Origin of the sequence: Microbacterium sp. EF45047, assembly GCF_028472845.1 — a bacterium.
GTDB lineage: Bacteria > Actinomycetota > Actinomycetes > Actinomycetales > Microbacteriaceae > Microbacterium > Microbacterium neungamense.
The window spans coordinates 2,306,175-2,324,591 of sequence record NZ_CP069429.1; the positions used below are offsets into that span (position 1 = coordinate 2,306,175).

At 71.7% G+C, this 18,417-nt stretch carries 18 protein-coding genes; 8 read left to right on the forward strand and 10 right to left on the reverse strand.

Features of this window, described 5'->3' with window-relative positions:
• Window positions 1–43 precede the first annotated feature (43 nt).
• The 3 genes from JRG78_RS11280 (at window position 44) to xylB (JRG78_RS11290) (ending at window position 2,891) form a co-directional block, all read left to right on the forward strand.
• Window positions 44–859 carry an aldo/keto reductase gene (locus JRG78_RS11280; protein ID WP_259606747.1) on the forward strand — a complete coding sequence of 272 codons (816 nt, stop codon included), beginning with the start codon at window positions 44–46 and terminating at the stop codon, window positions 857–859.
• Window positions 860–968: 109 nt separating this feature from the next.
• Window positions 969–1,556, forward strand: coding sequence for an antibiotic biosynthesis monooxygenase (locus tag JRG78_RS11285; protein ID WP_272653391.1), 588 nt, complete (start codon window positions 969–971; stop codon window positions 1,554–1,556).
• A gap of 51 nt (window positions 1,557–1,607) precedes the next feature.
• On the forward strand, window positions 1,608–2,891 hold the full coding sequence (xylB, locus tag JRG78_RS11290; RefSeq protein WP_272653392.1) for a xylulokinase: 1,284 nt from the start codon (window positions 1,608–1,610) through the stop codon (window positions 2,889–2,891).
• A gap of 51 nt (window positions 2,892–2,942) precedes the next feature.
• Here the strand turns inward: xylB (JRG78_RS11290) and JRG78_RS11295 are convergent, their stop codons facing one another.
• The 5 genes from JRG78_RS11295 to JRG78_RS11315 form a co-directional block, all read right to left on the reverse strand.
• A complete protein-coding gene (locus JRG78_RS11295; protein WP_272653393.1) occupies window positions 2,943–4,073 on the reverse strand; it encodes a bifunctional 2-methylcitrate synthase/citrate synthase in 1,131 nt (376 codons plus the stop codon).
• Window positions 4,074–4,113: 40 nt separating this feature from the next.
• Window positions 4,114–5,025 (reverse strand): methylisocitrate lyase, encoded by a 912-nt coding sequence (gene prpB, locus JRG78_RS11300; protein ID WP_272653394.1) that lies wholly within the window; start codon window positions 5,023–5,025, stop codon window positions 4,114–4,116.
• A 187-nt stretch (window positions 5,026–5,212) separates the two neighbouring features.
• Complete coding sequence (locus JRG78_RS11305; RefSeq protein ID WP_272653395.1) at window positions 5,213–6,739, reverse strand: MmgE/PrpD family protein; 1,527 nt, start codon at window positions 6,737–6,739, stop codon at window positions 5,213–5,215.
• The gene (locus JRG78_RS11310) at window positions 6,736–7,395 is read right to left on the reverse strand and encodes a GntR family transcriptional regulator (protein ID WP_259606753.1); all 660 of its coding nucleotides are present in this window, start codon (window positions 7,393–7,395) and stop codon (window positions 6,736–6,738) included. The genes JRG78_RS11305 and JRG78_RS11310 overlap by 4 nt, the downstream gene beginning before the upstream one ends.
• A gap of 56 nt (window positions 7,396–7,451) precedes the next feature.
• Window positions 7,452–8,492, reverse strand: coding sequence for an EamA family transporter (locus JRG78_RS11315; protein ID WP_272653396.1), 1,041 nt, complete (start codon window positions 8,490–8,492; stop codon window positions 7,452–7,454).
• Between the two features lie 39 nt (window positions 8,493–8,531).
• On the opposite strand from JRG78_RS11315, the gene JRG78_RS11320 reads away from it, so the two are divergent.
• Window positions 8,532–9,071 (forward strand): CGNR zinc finger domain-containing protein, encoded by a 540-nt coding sequence (locus JRG78_RS11320; RefSeq protein WP_272653397.1) that lies wholly within the window; start codon window positions 8,532–8,534, stop codon window positions 9,069–9,071.
• 30 nt (window positions 9,072–9,101) lie between these two features.
• Here JRG78_RS11320 and JRG78_RS11325 read toward each other — a convergent pair whose 3' ends face one another.
• Window positions 9,102–9,470: a VOC family protein gene (locus tag JRG78_RS11325; protein WP_259606756.1), complete on the reverse strand. Its 369-nt coding sequence runs from the start codon at window positions 9,468–9,470 to the stop codon at window positions 9,102–9,104.
• Window positions 9,471–9,556: 86 nt separating this feature from the next.
• Window positions 9,557–10,153 carry a glucose-6-phosphate isomerase family protein gene (locus JRG78_RS11330; RefSeq protein WP_259606757.1) on the reverse strand — a complete coding sequence of 199 codons (597 nt, stop codon included), beginning with the start codon at window positions 10,151–10,153 and terminating at the stop codon, window positions 9,557–9,559.
• Window positions 10,154–10,229: 76 nt separating this feature from the next.
• On the opposite strand from JRG78_RS11330, the gene xylB (JRG78_RS11335) reads away from it, so the two are divergent.
• The 4 genes from xylB (JRG78_RS11335) to JRG78_RS11350 are packed head-to-tail and all read left to right on the forward strand — an operon-like array spanning window position 10,230 to window position 14,600.
• A complete protein-coding gene (gene xylB / locus JRG78_RS11335) occupies window positions 10,230–11,732 on the forward strand; it encodes a xylulokinase (protein WP_259606758.1) in 1,503 nt (500 codons plus the stop codon).
• Window positions 11,708–12,682 (forward strand): phosphoglycerate dehydrogenase, encoded by a 975-nt coding sequence (locus JRG78_RS11340; protein WP_272653398.1) that lies wholly within the window; start codon window positions 11,708–11,710, stop codon window positions 12,680–12,682. The genes xylB (JRG78_RS11335) and JRG78_RS11340 overlap by 25 nt, the downstream gene beginning before the upstream one ends.
• Before the next feature lie 8 nt (window positions 12,683–12,690).
• Window positions 12,691–13,638: a shikimate dehydrogenase family protein gene (locus JRG78_RS11345; protein WP_259606760.1), complete on the forward strand. Its 948-nt coding sequence runs from the start codon at window positions 12,691–12,693 to the stop codon at window positions 13,636–13,638.
• A complete protein-coding gene (locus tag JRG78_RS11350; protein WP_272653399.1) occupies window positions 13,638–14,600 on the forward strand; it encodes a phosphotriesterase family protein in 963 nt (320 codons plus the stop codon). The genes JRG78_RS11345 and JRG78_RS11350 overlap by 1 nt, the downstream gene beginning before the upstream one ends.
• Window positions 14,601–14,728: 128 nt before the next feature.
• Here the strand turns inward: JRG78_RS11350 and JRG78_RS11355 are convergent, their stop codons facing one another.
• From JRG78_RS11355 to JRG78_RS11365, 3 genes are all read right to left on the reverse strand, one after another.
• Window positions 14,729–15,733, reverse strand: a complete 1,005-nt coding sequence (locus JRG78_RS11355) for an ABC transporter substrate-binding protein (RefSeq protein ID WP_272653400.1) — start codon at window positions 15,731–15,733, stop codon at window positions 14,729–14,731.
• Window positions 15,734–15,873: 140 nt separating this feature from the next.
• Window positions 15,874–16,905 carry an ABC transporter permease gene (locus tag JRG78_RS11360; RefSeq protein WP_259606763.1) on the reverse strand — a complete coding sequence of 344 codons (1,032 nt, stop codon included), beginning with the start codon at window positions 16,903–16,905 and terminating at the stop codon, window positions 15,874–15,876.
• Entirely contained in the window at window positions 16,902–18,407 is a 1,506-nt protein-coding gene (locus JRG78_RS11365; protein WP_259606764.1) for a sugar ABC transporter ATP-binding protein, read from the reverse strand. Before JRG78_RS11365 ends, JRG78_RS11360 begins: the two co-directional genes overlap by 4 nt.
• Between the last annotated feature and the right edge of the window lie 10 nt (window positions 18,408–18,417).

Below are 18,417 nucleotides of genomic sequence, written 5' to 3' on the forward strand. Positions count from 1 at the left end.
CTCACCCGCGCAAGCGACGCCGGGGCCGCCGTACGGTGGAGTCATGAGCATCCGATTCCCGCATGGCCCCGTGGTTCCCGAGATCGGCATCGGCACCTGGTTCGTCGGCGACGACCCCGCCCGGCGCGACGAGGAGATCGCCGCCATCCGGGCCGGGCTGGACGCCGGGCTCACGGTGATCGACACGGCGGAGATGTACGGCGGCGGCCGCTCCGAGCGGCTCGTCGGCGAGGCGATCGCCGGGCGGCGCGACGAGGTCTTCCTCGTCAGCAAGGTGCTACCCTCCCACGCGGATGCCGCCGGTGTGCGGCGCGCCGCCCAGGCCAGCCTGGAGCGCCTTGGCACCGACCGTCTCGACCTGTACCTGCTGCACTGGCGCGGCGCGGTGCCGTTCGACGAGACCGTCGCCGCCTTCGAGCGGCTCCGCGCGGACGGCGACATCCTCGCGTGGGGCGTGAGCAACCTCGACCCCGACGACCTCGCCGAGCTGCCCGCCGGGGCGGCCACCGATCAGGTGCTCTACAACCCGATCCGCCGCGGCCCCGAGATCGACCTCCTGCCCCTGCTGCACGCGCAGGGCATCCCGGCGATGGCGTACTCGCCGCTGGAGCAGGCGCGGCTGCTCGACGACCCCGGTCTCGCCGAGCTCGCGGCATCCGTCGACCTCAGCCCGGCGCAGCTCGTGCTGGCCTGGGTCGTCCGCTCCGGGGAGGTCCTGGCGATCCCGAAGGCGGGCTCGGTCGCGCACGCCAGGGAGAACGCCGCCGCGCTCGGGGTCGCGCTGCCCGACGACGTGCTGGACGAGATCGACCGGCGCTTCCCCGCGCCGCGGCATCCGGTGCCGCTGGAGATGCTGTAGCGAAGAGACGCGGGCGCGCCTCGCCGACTCGTATCCGGGCCTACACTCGTATCCGGCCACCCGCCGCCGCATCCGCTCACACCCGAGCCCGCACCCGAGGACCCCACCCATGTCCGAGCCCATCACCGTGTCCATCCGCCGTGAGGTCGATCCGGCCCGCATCGCCGAGGCGACCGTCTGGGTGCAGACCGGCGTGAACCTCGCCAACCGGTACCCGGGCTTCCTCGGCTCCGGCTGGGTGCGGGCGGGCGAGGACTCGCACGTATGGCACATGCTGTACCGCTTCGCGAACGAGGAGACCCTGGCGGCGTGGGAGACCTCGCCCGAGCGCGAGTGGTGGCTGTCGATGGGCGAGGGCTTCGTGCGCAGCGAGCGGACGCAGCGGCGCACCGGCATCGAAGGCTGGTTCGACGAGCCCTCCACCGGCAGCATCCCGATGCCGAACGCCGACCGCACCGGCACGACCGGCGTCACCGTCGTGCACACGCCGCCGCGCTGGAAGCAGGCGGTGTCGATCTGGCTCGGCTTCTTCCCGCTGAGCGTCGCCTTCGCCTACGCCGCCTCCCCCGTCCCGGGCTGGGACGTCCTGCCGCTCTGGCTGCGCACGCTCGCGTCCACGGTCGTGCTCACGCCGATCATGACGTACTGGGTGCTGCCCCGGGTGACACGCATGCTGCGGAGCTGGCTGACCCGGTGAGCCGCCGCGCCGCGCACGGTCTCGGCGCAGGAAAGACGAGAGGATGGTGGCATGGCACTCGTGATGGGGGTCGACAGCTCGACCCAGTCGTGCAAGGTCGTCGTCGTGGACGTCGGGACCGGCGCCGTCGTCCGCACCGGCCGGGCGCCGCACCCGCCCGGCACCGAGGTGGACCCGGAAGCGTGGTGGCATGCCCTGCAGCAGGCGGTGACGGATGCCGGGGGGATGGATGACATCGCGGCGTGGGCGATCGGCGGCCAGCAGCACGGCCTGGTCGCCCTCGACGCCGCAGGCCGGGTGATCCGCGACGCCCTGCTGTGGAACGACACCCGGTCGGCGGAGACCGCGGACGACCTCGTCGGCGAGTTCGGCGCCGGGGAGCTCGCCCGCCGCACGGGACTCGTGCCGGTGGCATCCTTCACCATCACGAAGCTGCGCTGGCTGCGCGACCACGAGCCGGAGAACGCCGCGCGCGTCGCAGCCGTGGCGCTGCCGCACGACTGGCTCACCTGGCGACTGCGCGGCTTCGGCCCTGAGAACCCGGTGCTGGAGGAGCTGGTCACCGACCGCTCGGACGCCTCCGGGACCGGGTACTGGAATCCGGCGACCGGCGCGTACGATCGCGAGCTGCTCGTCGCCGCGCTCGGTCACGACACGGTGCTGCCGCGCGTGCTCGGGCCGGACGAGGCGGTGACGGATGCGGAAGGCCGGCGGGTCGGCCCCGGCGCCGGCGACAACGCCGCCGCCGCGCTCGGACTGGGCGCGGGCCCGGGGGACGTGGTGGTCTCGATCGGCACCAGCGGCACGGTGTTCTCGGTGAGCGAGGCGCCCACCGCCGACGTGTCCGGCACGGTCTCCGGCTTCGCCTCGGCCGACGGGCACTTCCTGCCGCTCGTGTGCACCCTCAACGCCGCCCGCGTGCTCGACGTGACCGCCGCGCTGCTCGGCGTCGACCACGACGCGTTCAGCGCACTCGCCCTCTCGGCATCCGCCGGCGCGGGCGGACTCGTGCTCGTGCCCTACTTCGAGGGCGAGCGCACGCCGAACCTGCCGGATGCCACGGCATCCCTGTCCGGCATGACGCTGGCCTCGACGACCAGGGAGAACCTCGCGCGCGCCGCGGTCGAGGGCATGCTCGGCGGCCTGCGCGCGGGTCTCGACGCCCTGCGCGCGCTCGGCGTGCCGCTGCGCCGCGCCCTGCTCATCGGCGGCGGCGCGCAGTCCGAGGCCGTGCGCGCGATCGCGCCGCAGGTGTTCGGGATGCCGGTGGAGGTTCCCGAGCCTGGCGAGTACGTCGCCCTCGGCGCGGCCCGCCAGGCGGCGGCGCTGCTCTGACCCTTCGTCTCCGGTCTGAGCACCGCAGCAACGGGGGCTGATCGCCGGGCGTCAGACCGCGACGTGCCGCTCGTCCGGTCCGTTGTAGGCCGAGAGCGGGCGGATCAGGGCGTTGGAGGCGCCCTGCTCCATGATGTGCGCGGTCCAGCCGGTCACCCGCGACGCGACGAACAGCGGCGTGAAGGTGAGGGTGTCGAAGCCGATCAGGTTGTAGGCGGGTCCCGACGGGTAGTCGAGGTTCGGGTGGATGCCCTTGCGTGCCACGAACTCGCGCTCCAGGGTGTCGTACAGCTCGGCGACGTCGGGGCGCCCGTAGTGCTCGATGAGCGTGTCCAGCGCCGCCTTCATGGTCGGCACGCGCGAGTCGCCGTGCTTGTACACCCGGTGCCCGAAGCCCATGATCTTGCGCTTGTGGGCGAGCGCCTCGTCCAGCCACGGCTTCACGTTGGCGGCGTCGCCGATCTCGTCGAAGATGTGCAGCACGGCCTCGTTCGCCCCGCCGTGCAGCGGGCCCTTGAGCGCGCCGATCGCCCCGACCACCGCGGAGTACAGGTCGCTGAGGGTCGACGTGATCACGCGGGCCGTGAACGTCGAGGCGTTGAAGGAGTGCTCGGCGTACAGGATCATCGATCGGTTGAACGCGTCGACCACCACCGGGTCGGGCATCTCGCCGAAGGTCATCCAGAGGAAGTTCGCGGAGTAGTCGAGGTCGTCGCGGGGCGGCACGATCTCCTGGCCGCGACGCCGCCGCTGCCCGTACGCGACGATCGCCGGCAGGGCGGCGAAGAGACGGATGCTGCGCGCGAGGTTCTCCTCGGGACTGCCGCCGGCGTTCAGCACCGAGCCGCCCGCACTGGTGTCGGCCGCGCCGATCACGCTCACCGCGGTGCGGACCTCGTCCATCGGATGCGCCTCGAGCGGGATCAGGTCGATCGCCGCCTTCACGTCGTCGGCGAGGGCGCGATGACGGCGCTCCTCGGCGCGCAGCTGCGCCAGCTGCCCGGCATCCGGCAGCTCCCCGTGCCAGAGCAGGTACGCGACCGCCTCGAACGGCTGGGTGCCGGCGAGCTCCTGCACCGGATATCCGCGGTACAGCAGGCTGTTGGTCTCGGGGTTGACCTTGGAGATGGCCGTCGTGTCGACGACGACTCCGGCGAGGCCCTTCTTGATGTCCTCGGGCATTGTGTGCTCCTTCGTTTCGTCTCGTCGCTTCGCGTACCGCTCAACGACCGGAGGGCTTCTCGATCGTGAAGTTGAAGACGCCGGAGTCGAAGTGGCTGTACGACTCGTAGTCGATGAGGTCGTAGAGATCGGCGCGGTGCTGCATCTCGCCGAGGCGGCCGGTGAGGTGCCCCTCGTCGATCAGCGTATCGAGCGCGCGGCCCGCCGCGCCCATCGCCATCCGCAGCAGCGACACCGGCCAGATCACGATCCGCACGCCGGCGTCCCGCAGGCGGTCCACTGGGAACAGCTCGCTCTTGCCGAACTCGGTCATGTTGGCCAGGATCGGCACGTCCACGGCATCCGCCATCGCCTCGAACTCGGCGAGGGAGCGCATCGCCTCGGGGAAGACCGCGTCGGCGCCGGCGTCCACGAGCGCCTTGGCGCGATCGACCGCAGCCTCCATCCCCTCCACGCCGCGCACATCGGTGCGGGCCATGATCAGGAAGTTCTCGTCGCGGCGGGCGTCGGCGGCCGCGCGGATGCGCTTGATCGCGGTGTCCTGGTCGACGACGCTCTTGCCGTCGAGGTGACCGCAGCGCTTCGGGTTCACCTGGTCCTCGATGTGCGCGCCGGCGAGGCCGGCGTCCTCGAGCTCCTGGATGGTCCGTGCCACGTTCATCGGCTCGCCGAAGCCGGTGTCGGCGTCCACGATCGCCGGCAGCTCCGTCATCCGCGCGATCTGCCCGGCCCGTGCGGCGACCTCGGTCAGCGTGGTGAGCCCGATGTCGGGCAGGCCGAGATCGGCGGACAGCACGGCGCCGGAGATGTAGACGCCCTCGAACCCCTTCCGCTCGATGAGCCGCGCCGAGAGCGGGTTGAACGCGCCGGGGAAACGCAGCAGCTCCCCCGAGGCGAGCCGCTCGCGGAACAGCCGCCGCTTCTCGGCCGCGGGGGTGGTCGAGTACAGCATCAGAGTCCTCCTCGCAGCCGGCCGGCGGCGATCCGTCGAGCGTGTCTCAGAATCTGCGGGTTACGCAGCGCGGCTCCCGCAGGTTGTGCGACACACCGCCGTGGCGCGTCACAGAAGACGTCGGATGCAGGCGGGCGAACCCGCACGTTCCGTGACACACGACCGGTTCCACAGCCTGCGGAGAGCATCAGAACAGCCCCTTCGGCGCCGGCGCGCCCTCGAGCACGCCCGCCTTGGCGACGATGGAGAGCTCGGCGACCTCGGATGCCGACAGCTCGGGCAGCCGCTGCACGAGCTCGAGGAACCGGTCGATCTCGGCCGCGTCGAGCACCGGGGCAGCGAGGATGCGGAACTTGCGGATGTAGTCCTCGCGGCCGAACGGGCGGGCGCCGAGCGGATGCGCGTCGGCGACGGCGATCTCGTCCACCACGGTCTCCCCGTTCGCCAGGCGGATCTCGACGCGTCCGCCGAAGGCCTTCTCGGCCGGGTCGGTGGAGTGGTAGCGGCGCGTCCACTCGGCGTCCTCGGCCGTGGTGATCCTGTGCCACAGCTCGACGGTGTCCGGCCGGGCGGCCCGCTCCGGCGTGTACGAGTCGACGTGGTGCCAGGTGCTGTCCTGCAGGGCGACGGCGAAGATGTACGGGATGGAGTGGTCGAGGGTCTCGCGGGAGGCCTTCGGGTCGTACTTCTGCGGGTCGTTCGCGCCCGAGCCGATCACGTTGTGGGTGTGGTGGCTGGTGTGGATGACGATCGACTCGATGTTCGCCGGGTCGCGCAGCTCCGGCCGCTCGGTGCCGAGGCGGCGGGCGAGGTCGATGAGCGCCTGCGCCTGATACTCGGCGGAGTGCTCCTTGGTGTATGTGTCGAGGATCGCCCGCTTCGGCTCGCCCGGGGCGGGCAGCGGCACCTCGTAGGCGGCGTCGGGCCCGTCCAGCATCCAGGCGATGACGCCGTCCTCGCCCTCGTAGATCGGCGACGGGCTGGTCTCGCCGCGCATGGCCCGGTCGACGGCCTCGATCGCCATCTTGCCGGCGAAGGCGGGGGCGTGCGCCTTCCAGGTGGAGATCTCGCCCTTGCGGCTCTGCCGCGTGGCGGTGGTGGTGTGCAGCGCCTGGCCGACCGCCTGGTAGATCGTCTCGACGTCCAGGCCGAGCAGGGTGCCGATGCCGGCGGCCGCGGACGGGCCGAGATGGGCGACGTGGTCGATCTTGTGCTTGTGCAGGCAGATCGCGCGGACGAGGTCGACCTGGATCTCGTACCCGGTCGCGATGCCGCGCACGAGGGCGGCGCCGTCCTTGCCGAGGTGCTGGGCGACGGCGAGGATCGGGGGGATGTTGTCGCCGGGGTGCGAGTAGTCCGCCGCGAGGAAGGTGTCGTGGTAGTCGAGCTCGCGCACGGCGACGCCGTTGGCCCAGGCCGCCCACTCCGGGCTGGTGCGGCGGTCGAGCGCCGCCCCGAAGACGGTCGCGCCGGCGCCCCCCGTCGACACCGGGTGCGAGAACGCCTGCGCCCGCGCGGCGGAGACCGGGCGGCGGGTGAGGGATGCCGCGGCGACGGCGGCGTTGTCGATGATCCGGTTCACGATCATGTCGACCACCTCGGGCTCGACCTCGACCGGGTCGGCGGCGACCTCGGCGATCTTCCAGGCGAGCTGGCCGGGGCGTTCGAGGTTCTCGTCGCTGCGGTGCACGCGGACGTGATGGGTGACGGTCATGCTGCTCCTTCGGTGAGGGATTCGAGGATGCTGTCGAGGGCGTTGTGCAGGTGGACGTGCGTGGCGTGCGCGGCGAGCTCGGCGTCGCGCGCGGCGAGCGCTCCGGCGATCAGGCGGTGCTCGGATGCCGAGGCGGCGAGTCGCTCCGGCTTGTCGCGCGCCATCCGCCGCACCCGCCCGAGGTGGGTGCGGACGGTGCGCAGCGCGGCGGCGATGTAGTCGTTGGCGACCGCGGCATCCAGCGCGGCGTCGAAGCGGGCGATGAGGGCGTAGTAGGCGTCGCGTCCGGCATCCGCACGGAGATCGACACGGGAGAACTCGTCGGCGAGCCCGGCGAAGACGGCGGCGTCGCCGCGCTGCGCGGCGAGCCGCACCGACGTCTCCTCCAGCGCCCGGCGGATCTCGAACAAGGCACGGATGTCGTCCGTGTCGATGCCGGCGACCACGGTCACCCGCGGCGACTGCTGCACGACGAGGCCGTCGGCGGCGAGGCGGCGCAGCGCCTCGCGCAGCGGCGTGCGGCTGATCCCGAGCCGTTCGGCCTGCTCCACTTCGGCGAGCACGGCGCCGGCGGGCAGAGCGCCGGACTGGATCTCCTCGAGGAGGGTCGCGTAGGCGCGTTCACTGGCCGTGAGACGGTCAGCCGCGGTGATCATGCGCTCAGTGTATGCATAATCCCCGGCTCACGCCAGCCCGGGGCGATCTTCGTCCGTTATATGTATACATTCCGCTCGGGGCCCGCCGGGACGGTCGCCTCGGCCGCCGGGATCGCCAGCGGCTCCGGCGCCGTCACCGGGGGTTCGGCATCCGCCACCGCGGGCTCACCGAGCTTCACCATGATCACGCCGGCGAGCACGAGCGCGCCGCCGAGGGCCTGTGCGGGGCCGGGCACCTGCCCGAGCAGCAGCGCGCCGAACACCATCGCCGCGACGACCTCGGAGAGCGCGAGGAACGAGGCCACCCGCGAGCCCAGCATGCGTGTCGAGACGATGCCGAAGCTGTAGGCGAGCGCGGTCGAGAGCACGCCGACGGCGATGGCGGGCACGAACCACGGCACGGTGACGAAGCGGAAGTCGACGTCGGCGGTGGTCCACGCGAACGGGAGCAGGCCGACGGCGGAGGCGACCGTCAACCCGGTCGCGCCGATCATCAGCGCCAGCCCGGCGAGGGCGATCGGCGGCAGTCCGGTGTCCGCGCGTCCGGACAGCACGAAGTAGGTCGCGGCGCCCACCATCGCGCCGAGCGCGAACAGGATGCCGCCGAGGTGCACCTGGGCGCCGGTGAGCACGTCGAGCATGAGCACGAGCCCGACGAACGCCACGACCGCGCCGAGGATGCTGCGGCGGGTGGGCTTCTCGCCGCGGCGCAGCCACAGCCACAGGATCACCGCGATCGGGGCGGTGTATTCGATGAGCAGCGCGATGCCGACATCCATCACGGCCACCGCCTGGAAGTAGCACAGCTGCGCGGCGGTGACGGCGAGCAGGCCGTACAGCACGATCATGCCGGCGTTGCGGCGCACGCTGGCCCAGCGGCCGCGCAGCGCGAGGAGCGTGGGTACGAGCAGCACGAGCGCGGCCACCCACATCCGCACGGTGACGGCCGCGCCCGGCGACCAGCCGGCGTCGATCAGCCCCCGCGCGAAGATGCCGGAGGTGCCGAAGGAGAGCGCCGCGGCGAGCGCGAACAGCACGCCCGCGTTCGCGCCGCGCCGCAGCCCGGGACGACGGATGTCATTGGTGACCCTGCTCATGACATGTGACGCTACTCCCGCGCCATGTAAGATGTCAATGTGATCTTCACCGATGACACCGAGGATGCCCTGAGGGCGGCGGTCTGGCTGGTCAACTCCGCCGAGGACCCTGACACGCTGGTCACCCTCGAGGACGAGGAGCGGTTCCTCACGGCGTACCCGTACACCGGCCGCATCTACCGCGACGCCGCCGAGCTCGAGGAGCTGCGCGCCCTGCGCCCGCGCCTGCGCGCCATGCTGCTCGCCCCGCGCGACGAGATGGTGGCGCAGGTCAATGCCGCCCTCGCCGAGTCCACGCTGATGCCCCAGCTGCGCCGGCATGACGGCCTCGACTGGCATCTGCACGCCGTCGCCGACGACCGCCCGCTCGCGGAGCGCGTGCTGATCGAGACCACGATGGCGCTGATCGACGTCATCCGCGCCGACGAGGGCGGCCGCATCTCGGTGTGCGCGGACGACGGATGCCACGCGCTCGCGCTCGACCTGTCACGCAACCGCTCGAAGCGCTACTGCTCGACCACCTGCGCCAACCGCAACGCCGTGGCGGCCTACCGGGCACGCCGCAGCGCCCGGCACTGACCGGGCGCTGCACGCAAGAGCCGACGGGGCTCAGCCCTCCGGGTTCACCACGCCCTCGAACAGGCCGATGTGGTTGCCGTCGGGGTCGACGATGACCGCCCACGCGCTGGTCTCGGTGATGGGCTGCTTGCCCATCGCGACCGAGCCGCCGGCGGCCTCGGCCGCCGCGATCGTGTCGTCGATCGAGTCCACCTCGACGTACGAGCGCGGCTGGGTGAAGTCGGCGTCGCGCGGGGCGAGCCCGCCGCCGGAGATGCCGTTCGGCGCCTGCCACATCGGGTAGCCCTCGAACCCGGGCATCTCCGCGATCTGCCAGCCGAACAGGCCCGAGTAGAACGCCGTGGCCCTCGCCATGTCGCTCACCGGGATGTCGATGTGGGTGATGTCGCCGTGTGCCATGTCCCTGCTCCTCCCGGCCGCCGGGGTCGGCAGCCGGGGGTCAGTCTGCTCCTCCGCGGAGGGGAGGACAAGAGGCGGGCCGGGTGTCAGCGGCGGTAGCCGCGGTGGTCGGGGTTCGGGACCAGAGCCCAGCCGTCGCCGTCCGCGACCACGAGGTTCTTCATGCCGCCGGCGTCCGAGATCACGGCGTAGTCCTGCCCGGCGTCGGCGGCGTAGCAGAACAGGGTGACGAACGGCTCGTCCCCCACGTTCACGCTGCGGTGGATCCAGTGGCCGGGCACGTTCACGGCCTTGCCCGGGGTGAGCTCGATCGCCGTCGACTGCCCGTCCAGGGTCTCCAGCAGCATCACGCCGTGCCCGCTCAGGCAGTGGTACAGCTCGGCGCGGTCGGCGATGGCGTGCAGGTGCCCGCGGGTGACCGCGAACTCGTCGCCGATGCGGCCCGGCAGCAGCGTGCTGGTGCCGACGATGAGCGCTCCCGGCCCCTCCTGATAGCGGTGGTCGTCCACCCAGTAGACGAGCTCGTCCGCGCCGCGCTCGGCCACCGCGGCCTGCCAGGCGGCTTCGTCGCGGTACACCCCGGCCATGTCGCCGAGGAACTTCTCGTAGCGGCGGGTCCGCCCGGCGATACCGCCCTCGGGCGCGATCTCCAGGACGACGGGGGTGTCCACAGCGGTGCTCACGAAAGGCCTCCTCATAACTTGTAATTACAGGTATACTCCGAAACACCCGAAACCGCGACATCGATTGGCGAGAACTGTGATCATCGCGCACGACCTCGGCACGACCGGCAACAAGGCGTCCCTGCATCACGACGACGGGCGCCTCGTCGCCTCGGTCACGGTGCCCTACCCCGCGCGCTTCGCCGACGGAGGGATCGCCGAGCAGAACCCGCAGGACTGGTGGGATGCCGTCGTCGCCGCCACCCGCGACCTCGTCGCCCGCACCGGCACCGAACCGGCATCCGTCGCGGGCCTGGTCGTCAGCGGACAGATGATGGGCGCGGTGCTGCTGGACGCGCAGGGCGAGCCGGCCCGCCCCGCGATCATCTGGGCCGACACGCGCTCCGGCGCCCAGCAGCGCGAGCTCGAGCAGGCCCTCGGCGCCGAGCACGCGTACCGGGTGCTCGGGCACCGCCTGAACCCCACCTACTCGGTCGAGAAGATCATGTGGGTGCGCGACAACGAGCCGGACGTGTGGGCGCGCGTGCGCCGGGTGTGCGTCGCGAAGGACTTCATCGTCCTCCGCCTCACCGGCCGCCTCGCCACCGACCGCTCCGACGCCTCCGGCACGAACGCCTACGACCAGCAGGCCGGCACCTGGTCCGACGAGGTGCTGCAGGCGGCGCGGCTCGACCCGGCGCTGTTCCCCGAGATCCTCGAGTCCACCACGATCGCCGGCACGCTGACGGATGCCGCCGCCGCGGCGCTGGGCCTGCCGGCATCCGTCCCGGTCGTGATGGGCGGCGGCGACGGGCCGCTCGCCGCCGTCGGCTCCGGCATCGTCGCCCCCGAGGACGGCGCGTACGTGTGCCTCGGCACGAGCTCGTGGATCTCGTTCGCGGCGGATGCCCCGCTGCACGACCCGGGGATGCGGACGTTCACCTTCGACAACGTCGTGCCCGGGTCCTTCGTGCCGACCGCGACCATGCAGGCCGGCGGTGCGTCGGTGCAGTGGATCGCCGAGGCGCTCTCCCCCGACCCCACGCACCCCGAGACGGGACGGCTCACCGCCGAGGCCGCGGGCACCGCGGACGCGCCGCTGGACACCGAGGACCTCTACTTCCTCCCCTACCTGCTCGGCGAGCGCGCCCCGCTGTGGGATCCGGACGCGCGCGGCGCCTTCGTCGGCATCGGCCGGCACCACACCCGCGCCCACCTGGTCCGGGCGGTGCTCGAGGGTGTGGCGTTCAACCTGCTCACCTGCATCCACGCGTTCCGCGAGTCGGGCGCCGTGATCGACCGCATCGACGCGGTCGGCGGCGGGGCGCAGAGCGACGCCTGGCTGGCGATCCTCGCCGACGTGTGGGGCGTGCCGGTGCGCCGGCGCACCATCGTCGAGGAGGCGAACAGCCTGGGCGCCGCGGTGACCGCCGCCGCCGGCCTCGGCCTCGCCGACTTCTCCGCGGCGCGGGCCCTCAGCGAGGTCACCGCCGAGTTCACCCCGGATGCCGCGCGGCACGCGGTCTACGTCGAGCGGCACGCCCGGTTCACCGAAGCCTACACCGCCCTCGCGCCGTGGTTCGCGGGAAGGCCGCGCTGATGGCCGTGATCCTCGTCACCAGCCGCTCCTTCTCGGACGGCGACCTCGACCTGGTCGCCCGCGCGACCGCCGCGGGGCACCGCATCATGCGCGGGCCCGCCCATCACGACCTGAGCGAGCTGCGGGCCCTGCTGCACGGCACGGATGCCTGGATCGCCGGCACCGGGCCGATCACCGAGGAGCACCTCGCCGCAGCCCCGAAGCTGAAGATCATCGCCCGGTACGGCGTGGGCACCGAGGCGGTGGACCTCGCAGCGGCCGCGGCCCGAGGCATCCCGGTCACGAACACGCCCGGGGCGAACGCGGATGCCGTCGCCGACCACGCCGTGGGGCTCATGCTGGCCGCGCTGCGGTTCATCCCGGACGGCGACCGGCGGGTGCGCGGCGGCGACTGGTCGGTGCGCCGCGGCCGCGAGCTCGGCGCGGCGACCGTGGGGATCGTCGGCTTCGGCCGGATCGGCCAGGGCGTCGCCCGGCGGCTGAGCGGCTTCGGCCCCCGCATCCTCGCCGCCGACCCGTTCCTCCCCGAGGACGCGGTCCGGGCCGCGGGCGCCGATCCGGTCGAGCTGGACGCCCTGTTCCGCACCGCCGACGTGATCACCCTGCACGCCCCCGGCGGCCAGCGGCTGGTGGACGCGGAACGGCTCAGCAGCATCCGCCCCGGCACGGCGCTGGTGAACACCGCCCGCCCCGACCTCGTCGACGAGCAGGCCCTGGCGGATGCGCTGCGCTCCGGCATCCTCTCCGCGTATGCCGCCGACACGCTCGACGGCGACACCGCCGCCTCCGGCAGCCCCCTGCTCACCGCCGACCTCGCCGACCGGGTGATCGTCACCCCGCACCTGGGCGCGCAGACCACGCAGGCCGTGGACAACATGGGTCGGATGTCGCTCGACGAGGTCCTCGCCGTGCTGCGCGGCGAGGAGCCGACCCATCTCGTGACCCGCTAGGAGACCCCATGACCCCCTCCCCCGAGACCGCCGCCGCCCCCGCCGCCGACTACATGGGCTTCGTCGGCGTGACCACGGCCTCGTCGTCGATCATGAAGGTCTTCCCGCTCTGGGCCGACATCCTGGGGCTGCCAACGCGCACCCTGATCGGGCACGACCTGCCGATGGACGCCGAACCGGCGCAGTACCGCGCGATGGTGGAGCAGATCCGCGACGACCCGCACCACCGCGGCGCCCTGGTGACCACGCACAAGATGAACGTGTACGCCGCGGCATCCGACCTGTTCGACGAGCTCGACCCGTTCGCGGTGTCCTGCGCGGAGATCTCCAGCATCTCCAAGCGCGGCGACCGGCTGATCGGCCGCGCGAAGGACCCGATCACCGTGGACCTCGCGCTGAACGACTTCCTGCCGGCGGACCACTTCGCCCGCACCGGCGCCGAGGTCGTCATCCTCGGCGCCGGCGGTTCCGGCACCGCCCTGAGCTGGGCCCTCGCCGAGCGCGCCGACGCGCCCGCCCTGGTCACGGTCACCGCCCGTTCGCAGGACAAGCTCGACCACCTGCGCCAGGTGCACCGCCAGCACGGCACCCGCGAAGACCTGATCCGCTACGTGGTCACCGAGACGCCCGAGCAGGCGGACGCCCTGGTCGCGGCCGCCCCGGCCGGGACCGTGATCGCCAACGCCACCGGCCTCGGCAAGGACCGGCCCGGCTCGCCGCTCAGCGACGCCGTCGTCTTCCCCGAGGGCGCCTGGGCGTGGGAGTTCAACTACCGCGGATCGCTGGAGTTCCTGCACCAGGCGCGGGCCCAGCAGGAGACGCGCGGCCTGCACGTGGAGGACGGCTGGCGGTACTTCATCCACGGCTGGTCGCAGGTCGTCGCCGACGTGTTCGAGCTCGACCTGACGCCGGCCGTCGTCGAGGAGCTCGCCGCCGCCGCGGAGTCGGTGCGCTGATGTCCGCCGGCCCGGTGCGCACGGTCCTCGGCGACGTCGACCCGGCGACGCTGGGCCGGGTGGACTACCACGAGCACCTGTTCCAGGTCTCGCCGCTGCTGCCCGGCGACGAGCTCGACGACGAGGCCGCCTCCGGCGAGGAGGCGGCGCTGCTGAAGGCGAGCGGCTTCGAGGCCATGGTGGACGCCACGCCCTTCGGGCTCGGGCGCGATCCGGCCGCCGTGGCGCGGATCAGCGCCGCCACCGGGCTGAGGGTCGTCGCCACGACCGGCCGCCACCGCGAGGCGCACTACCCCGCCGGGCATCCGGCCCACGGGATGGACGAGGACGCGCTCGCGGCGCTGTTCACGCGCGAGGTGGCGGAGGGGATGCCGGCGCGCGACGACGACCCGTCCGGCCCGCGCGCCCAGGGCCCCTCCGGGGCGCCGGTGCGCGCCGGGATGCTCAAGGGCGGCGCCGACTACTGGCGGATCAGCCCCTTCGAGCGCACCACGCTGATCGCCCTAGCCGCGGCCCACCGCGCGACCGGCGCGCCGATCATGGTGCACCTGGAGTTCTGCACGGCCGCGCACGAGGTGCTCGACCTGCTGGCGGCCGAGGGCGTGGCATCCGACCGCGTCGTGCTCGCGCATGCCGACCGCGACCCGGATCCCGGGCTGCACGCGTCCCTGGCCGAGCGCGGCGCCTACCTCGGCTACGACGGCTTCGCCCGGCCGCGCACCCGATCGGATGCCGAGCTGCTGGCGCTCACCGAGGCCGCCGTCGCCCAGGGCGCCGGCGACCGGATCGTGCTGGGCGGCGACGTCGCCCGCCGCACCCGCTACATCGCCTACGGCGGCATGCCGGGCCTGGCCTACCTCGGCGAGCGCTACCTGCCGCGGCTGCGGGCGCTCCTCGGCGACGAGGCCGTGGAGCGGATGCTCGTCGCCAACCCCGCACGCCTGCTCGCCCTCGGCGACTGAGGCCCTCAGGCACGGAACTGAGGCCCTCAGGCACGGAGCTGAGGTCCTCAGGCACGGAGCTGAGGTCCTCAGGCACGGAAAGGGCCCCTCGCCCGGAGGCGAGAGGCCCTGCCCGCTGGATCAGCGGGTCACTCGTAGAGCACCGCGGCGATCTCGGGGTCCTCGATGTTGTTCTTGTCGTACCAGTACGAACCGGTGTCGTAGAACTCCTCGACCTCGTCGCCGTTGGCGGCGTCGTAGGCGGCTTGAACCACCTGCTTGCCGATGTTGATCGGGTCCTGCGTGATCGCGCCCGCCATGGTGCCGTCCTTGATCGCGTTGATCTGGGCGGCGCCCGAGTCGAAGCCGACGATGGTCAGCTCGCCCTTCTCCAGGCCCAGCTCGTTCACGGCGTTCACGACGCCGATGGCCGAGCCCTCGTTGGTGCCGTAGATGCCCTTGAGGTTCGGGTGGGCGGCGATCATCGCCTTCGCGATGTCGGCGGACTTCAGGTGGTCGCCGTCGCCGTACTGGATGTCGACGATCTTGATGTCCGGGAAGTCGGCCTCGATCTTCTCCTTGAAGCCGTCGCGGCGCTCCACGCCGGTCGAGTTGATCTGCGAGTGGCCGACGATGGCGATCTCGCCCTCGCCGCCGATCAGCTCCGCCATGTGCTCGGCCGCCAGCGCACCGGCCTTCTTGCTGTCGGTGGCCACCAGGCTCAGCCCGACGTCGCCGTTGCAGGGGGCGTCGAAGTACACCACGGGGATGTCCTGCGACTTCGCCCGCTCCAGCGGCGCCACGCACGCCTCGGGGTCGAGAGCGGCGTATGCGATGGCATCCGGGCTCTTGTCGATGGCCGCGGTGAGCATGTCGAGCTGCTGGCTGATCTCGGTCTCGGCCGCGGGGCCCTCGAACGTGATCCGCACGCCGAGCTCCTCGGCCTTCTCCTCGGCGCCCTTCTTCACGGCCTGCCAGAACTGGTGCTGGAAGCCCTTGGACACCATGGCGATGTACATCTCGCCGTCGCCGCCGCCACCGCCGGTGCCGCCGTCGCCGCCTTCTTCGATCACGCCACCGCCGCCGCAGCCTGCCAGTGCAAGCGCGGAGGCGGCGACCAGCGCCGCGAACGCGGTCTTCCTGCCGAATTTCATGAGAACTCCATTGATGTGTGTGTCCGGCTCCGCAGCCGGGTGGTGGACATTCCGGTGTGTGCCCATGCGGATCGCTCCGCGGGTTCGGCCGGGGCCGATCGGATGGCGGCGGGCACGGGTGTTCACCGCCACCCGAGCTCTCAGGTGCGCTGCCGGTTGCGCAGCGAGTCGAAGAACACGGCGAGCAGCACCACGATGCCGACGACGATGTTCTGCCACTCGGTCTGGATCGACATGATCCGCAGGCCGTTCACCAGCACGCTCATGATCAGCGCGCCGATCACGGTGCCGAGGATCGAGCCGCGACCGCCCAGCAGCGAGGTGCCGCCGATGATGACCGCGGCGATCGCCTGCAGCTCGTACCCCATGCCGATCTGCGGCTGGGCCGAGTCCAGGCGGGAGGCGATCACGACGCCCGCGATCCCGGTGAAGGCGCCCGCAAACATGTAGATCAGGATCGTCCAGCGACGGGTGTTCACGCCCGACAAGCGGGTGGCCTCCTCGTTCGACCCGATCGCGAAGGTGTACCGGCCGAGCAGCGTCTTGGTCAGCACGATGTACGCGATCACCGCGAGCACGGCCGTGATCAGCACCGCGTTCGGGATGCCGGGGATGATCACGCCCAGCGCGATCCGCTTGAAGTCGGGGGCCGAGGTGGAGAAGTAGATCGGCGCGACGCCGGAGATGACCAGAGCGAGGCCGCCCGCGATCATCATCATCGCCAGGGTGGCGATGAACGGAGGCAGGCGCAGGTAGGTGATGTTCAGCCCGTTGACCAGACCCATCAGCACACCGGTCGCGATGCCGCCGATCACGCCGACGGCGATCGGCAGCCCCATGTTCGTGATGAACACGCCGGTCATCACGGCGCACAGGGCCATGCCCGTGCCGATGGACAGGTCGATGCCGCCGGTGATGATGACGAAGGTGGTGCCGAGGGCGAGGATGCCGATCACCGCGGTCGACAGCAGCACCGAGGCGATGTTGCTGAAGGTGAAGAAGCTGGGGCTGGCGATCGAGAAGAAGATCACCAGCACGACCAGGGTGCCGAACGCGAGCGACTGCTGGAGCTGGCGCTTGAGGAACCCGGCGACGTCGCGCTTGTCGGTGTTCTCGGTGACGGCCTGCTGGACGACGGTGGTCGTCGAGCCCGGCTCTTGTGAGGTGCTCATTCTTCTTCCTCCCCGTGGGCTGCGAGGTGCATGATCTTCTCCTGGCTGGCTTCCTCGTTGCGGAGGGTGCCGGTGATCCGTCCGTTCGCGAACACGGCGATGCGATTCGCGACGCGGAGGATCTCTGGCAGCTCCGACGAGATGACGATGATGGATTTGCCGGATGCCGCGAGCTGCTGCATCAGGCGGTAGATCTCCTCCTTGGCGCCGACGTCGATGCCGCGGGTCGGCTCGTCGAAGATGAGGATGTCGCAGTCGCGCATCAGCCACCGGGCGATGACGACCTTCTGCTGGTTGCCGCCGGACAGCAGCTTGACGGTCTGGTTGACCGAGGGCGTCTTCACGCGGAGCCGCTGGACGTACTCCTTGGTCTGGTTCTTCGCCTTGCGGTCGCCCATCCAGCCGATGCCGTTGGCGTAGGTGCCGAGCGAGGCGAGCACCGTGTTGAAGGTGACGTCCTGCTCGAGCATGAGCCCGAGGGACTTGCGGTCCTCGGACAGGTAGCCGACGCCGTGCCTCACGGCATCCGCCGGCTGCGCGATGCGCACCTCGCGCCCGCCGATGAGGATGCGCCCGCCGTCCTTGGGGTCGGCGCCGATGATGGCCCGGGCGGTCTCGGTGCGACCCGCTCCCATCAGCCCGGCGAACCCGAGGATCTCGCCCTGGTGCAGCTGGAAGGAGACGTCCTTGAGCAGCGATTTCGTGGACAGGCCCTGCACGTCCAGCACCACCGGGTCGTTCTGGTGCTCGCGGGCGGTGGGCCGGGTGCCCTCGTCGATCACGCGGCCGACCATCATCTCGATGATCTTCGGGATGCTGATCTCGGACTTCTCCAGCGAGCCGATGTAGGTGCCGTCGCGGAGCACGGTGACCCGGTCGGCGAGCCGGCGCAGCTCGTCCATGCGGTGCGAGATGTAGACGATGCCGGTGCCGCGGGCGCGGAGCTGATCGATGAGCCGGAACAGCGTCTCCACCTCGCTGTCGGTGAGCGCCGAGGTGGGCTCGTCCATGATCAGCACCTTGGCGTTGAACGACAGCGCCTTGGCGATCTCGACCATCTGCTGCTCGGCGACGGTGAGCTCGCCGACCTGCTGGCGCGGATCGAGGTCGATGCCGAGCCGGTCCAGCAGCTCGGCGGTCTGCCGGTTGAGCCTGCGCTCCGACAGGAACGGGCCGTTCTTCGGCTCGCGGCCGACGTAGATGTTCTGCGCGACCGTGAGGTCGGGCATCATGTTCAGCTCCTGGTGGATGATCGTGATGCCCAACTGCTGCGCCTGCAGCGGGCTGGTCAGCTCCACCGGCTGCCCCTCGAACCAGATCGTGCCCTCGTCGCGCGTGTAGATCCCGGAGAGGATCTTCATCAGCGTCGACTTGCCGGCCCCGTTCTCACCGACCAGCACGAGCACCTCGCCGGCGCGCACCTCGAGATGCACGTCCTTGAGGGCCTGCACGCCGGGGAATCCCTTGCTGATGCCTTCCACCCGGAGGATGGGATCGCTCATCGTCGCACCT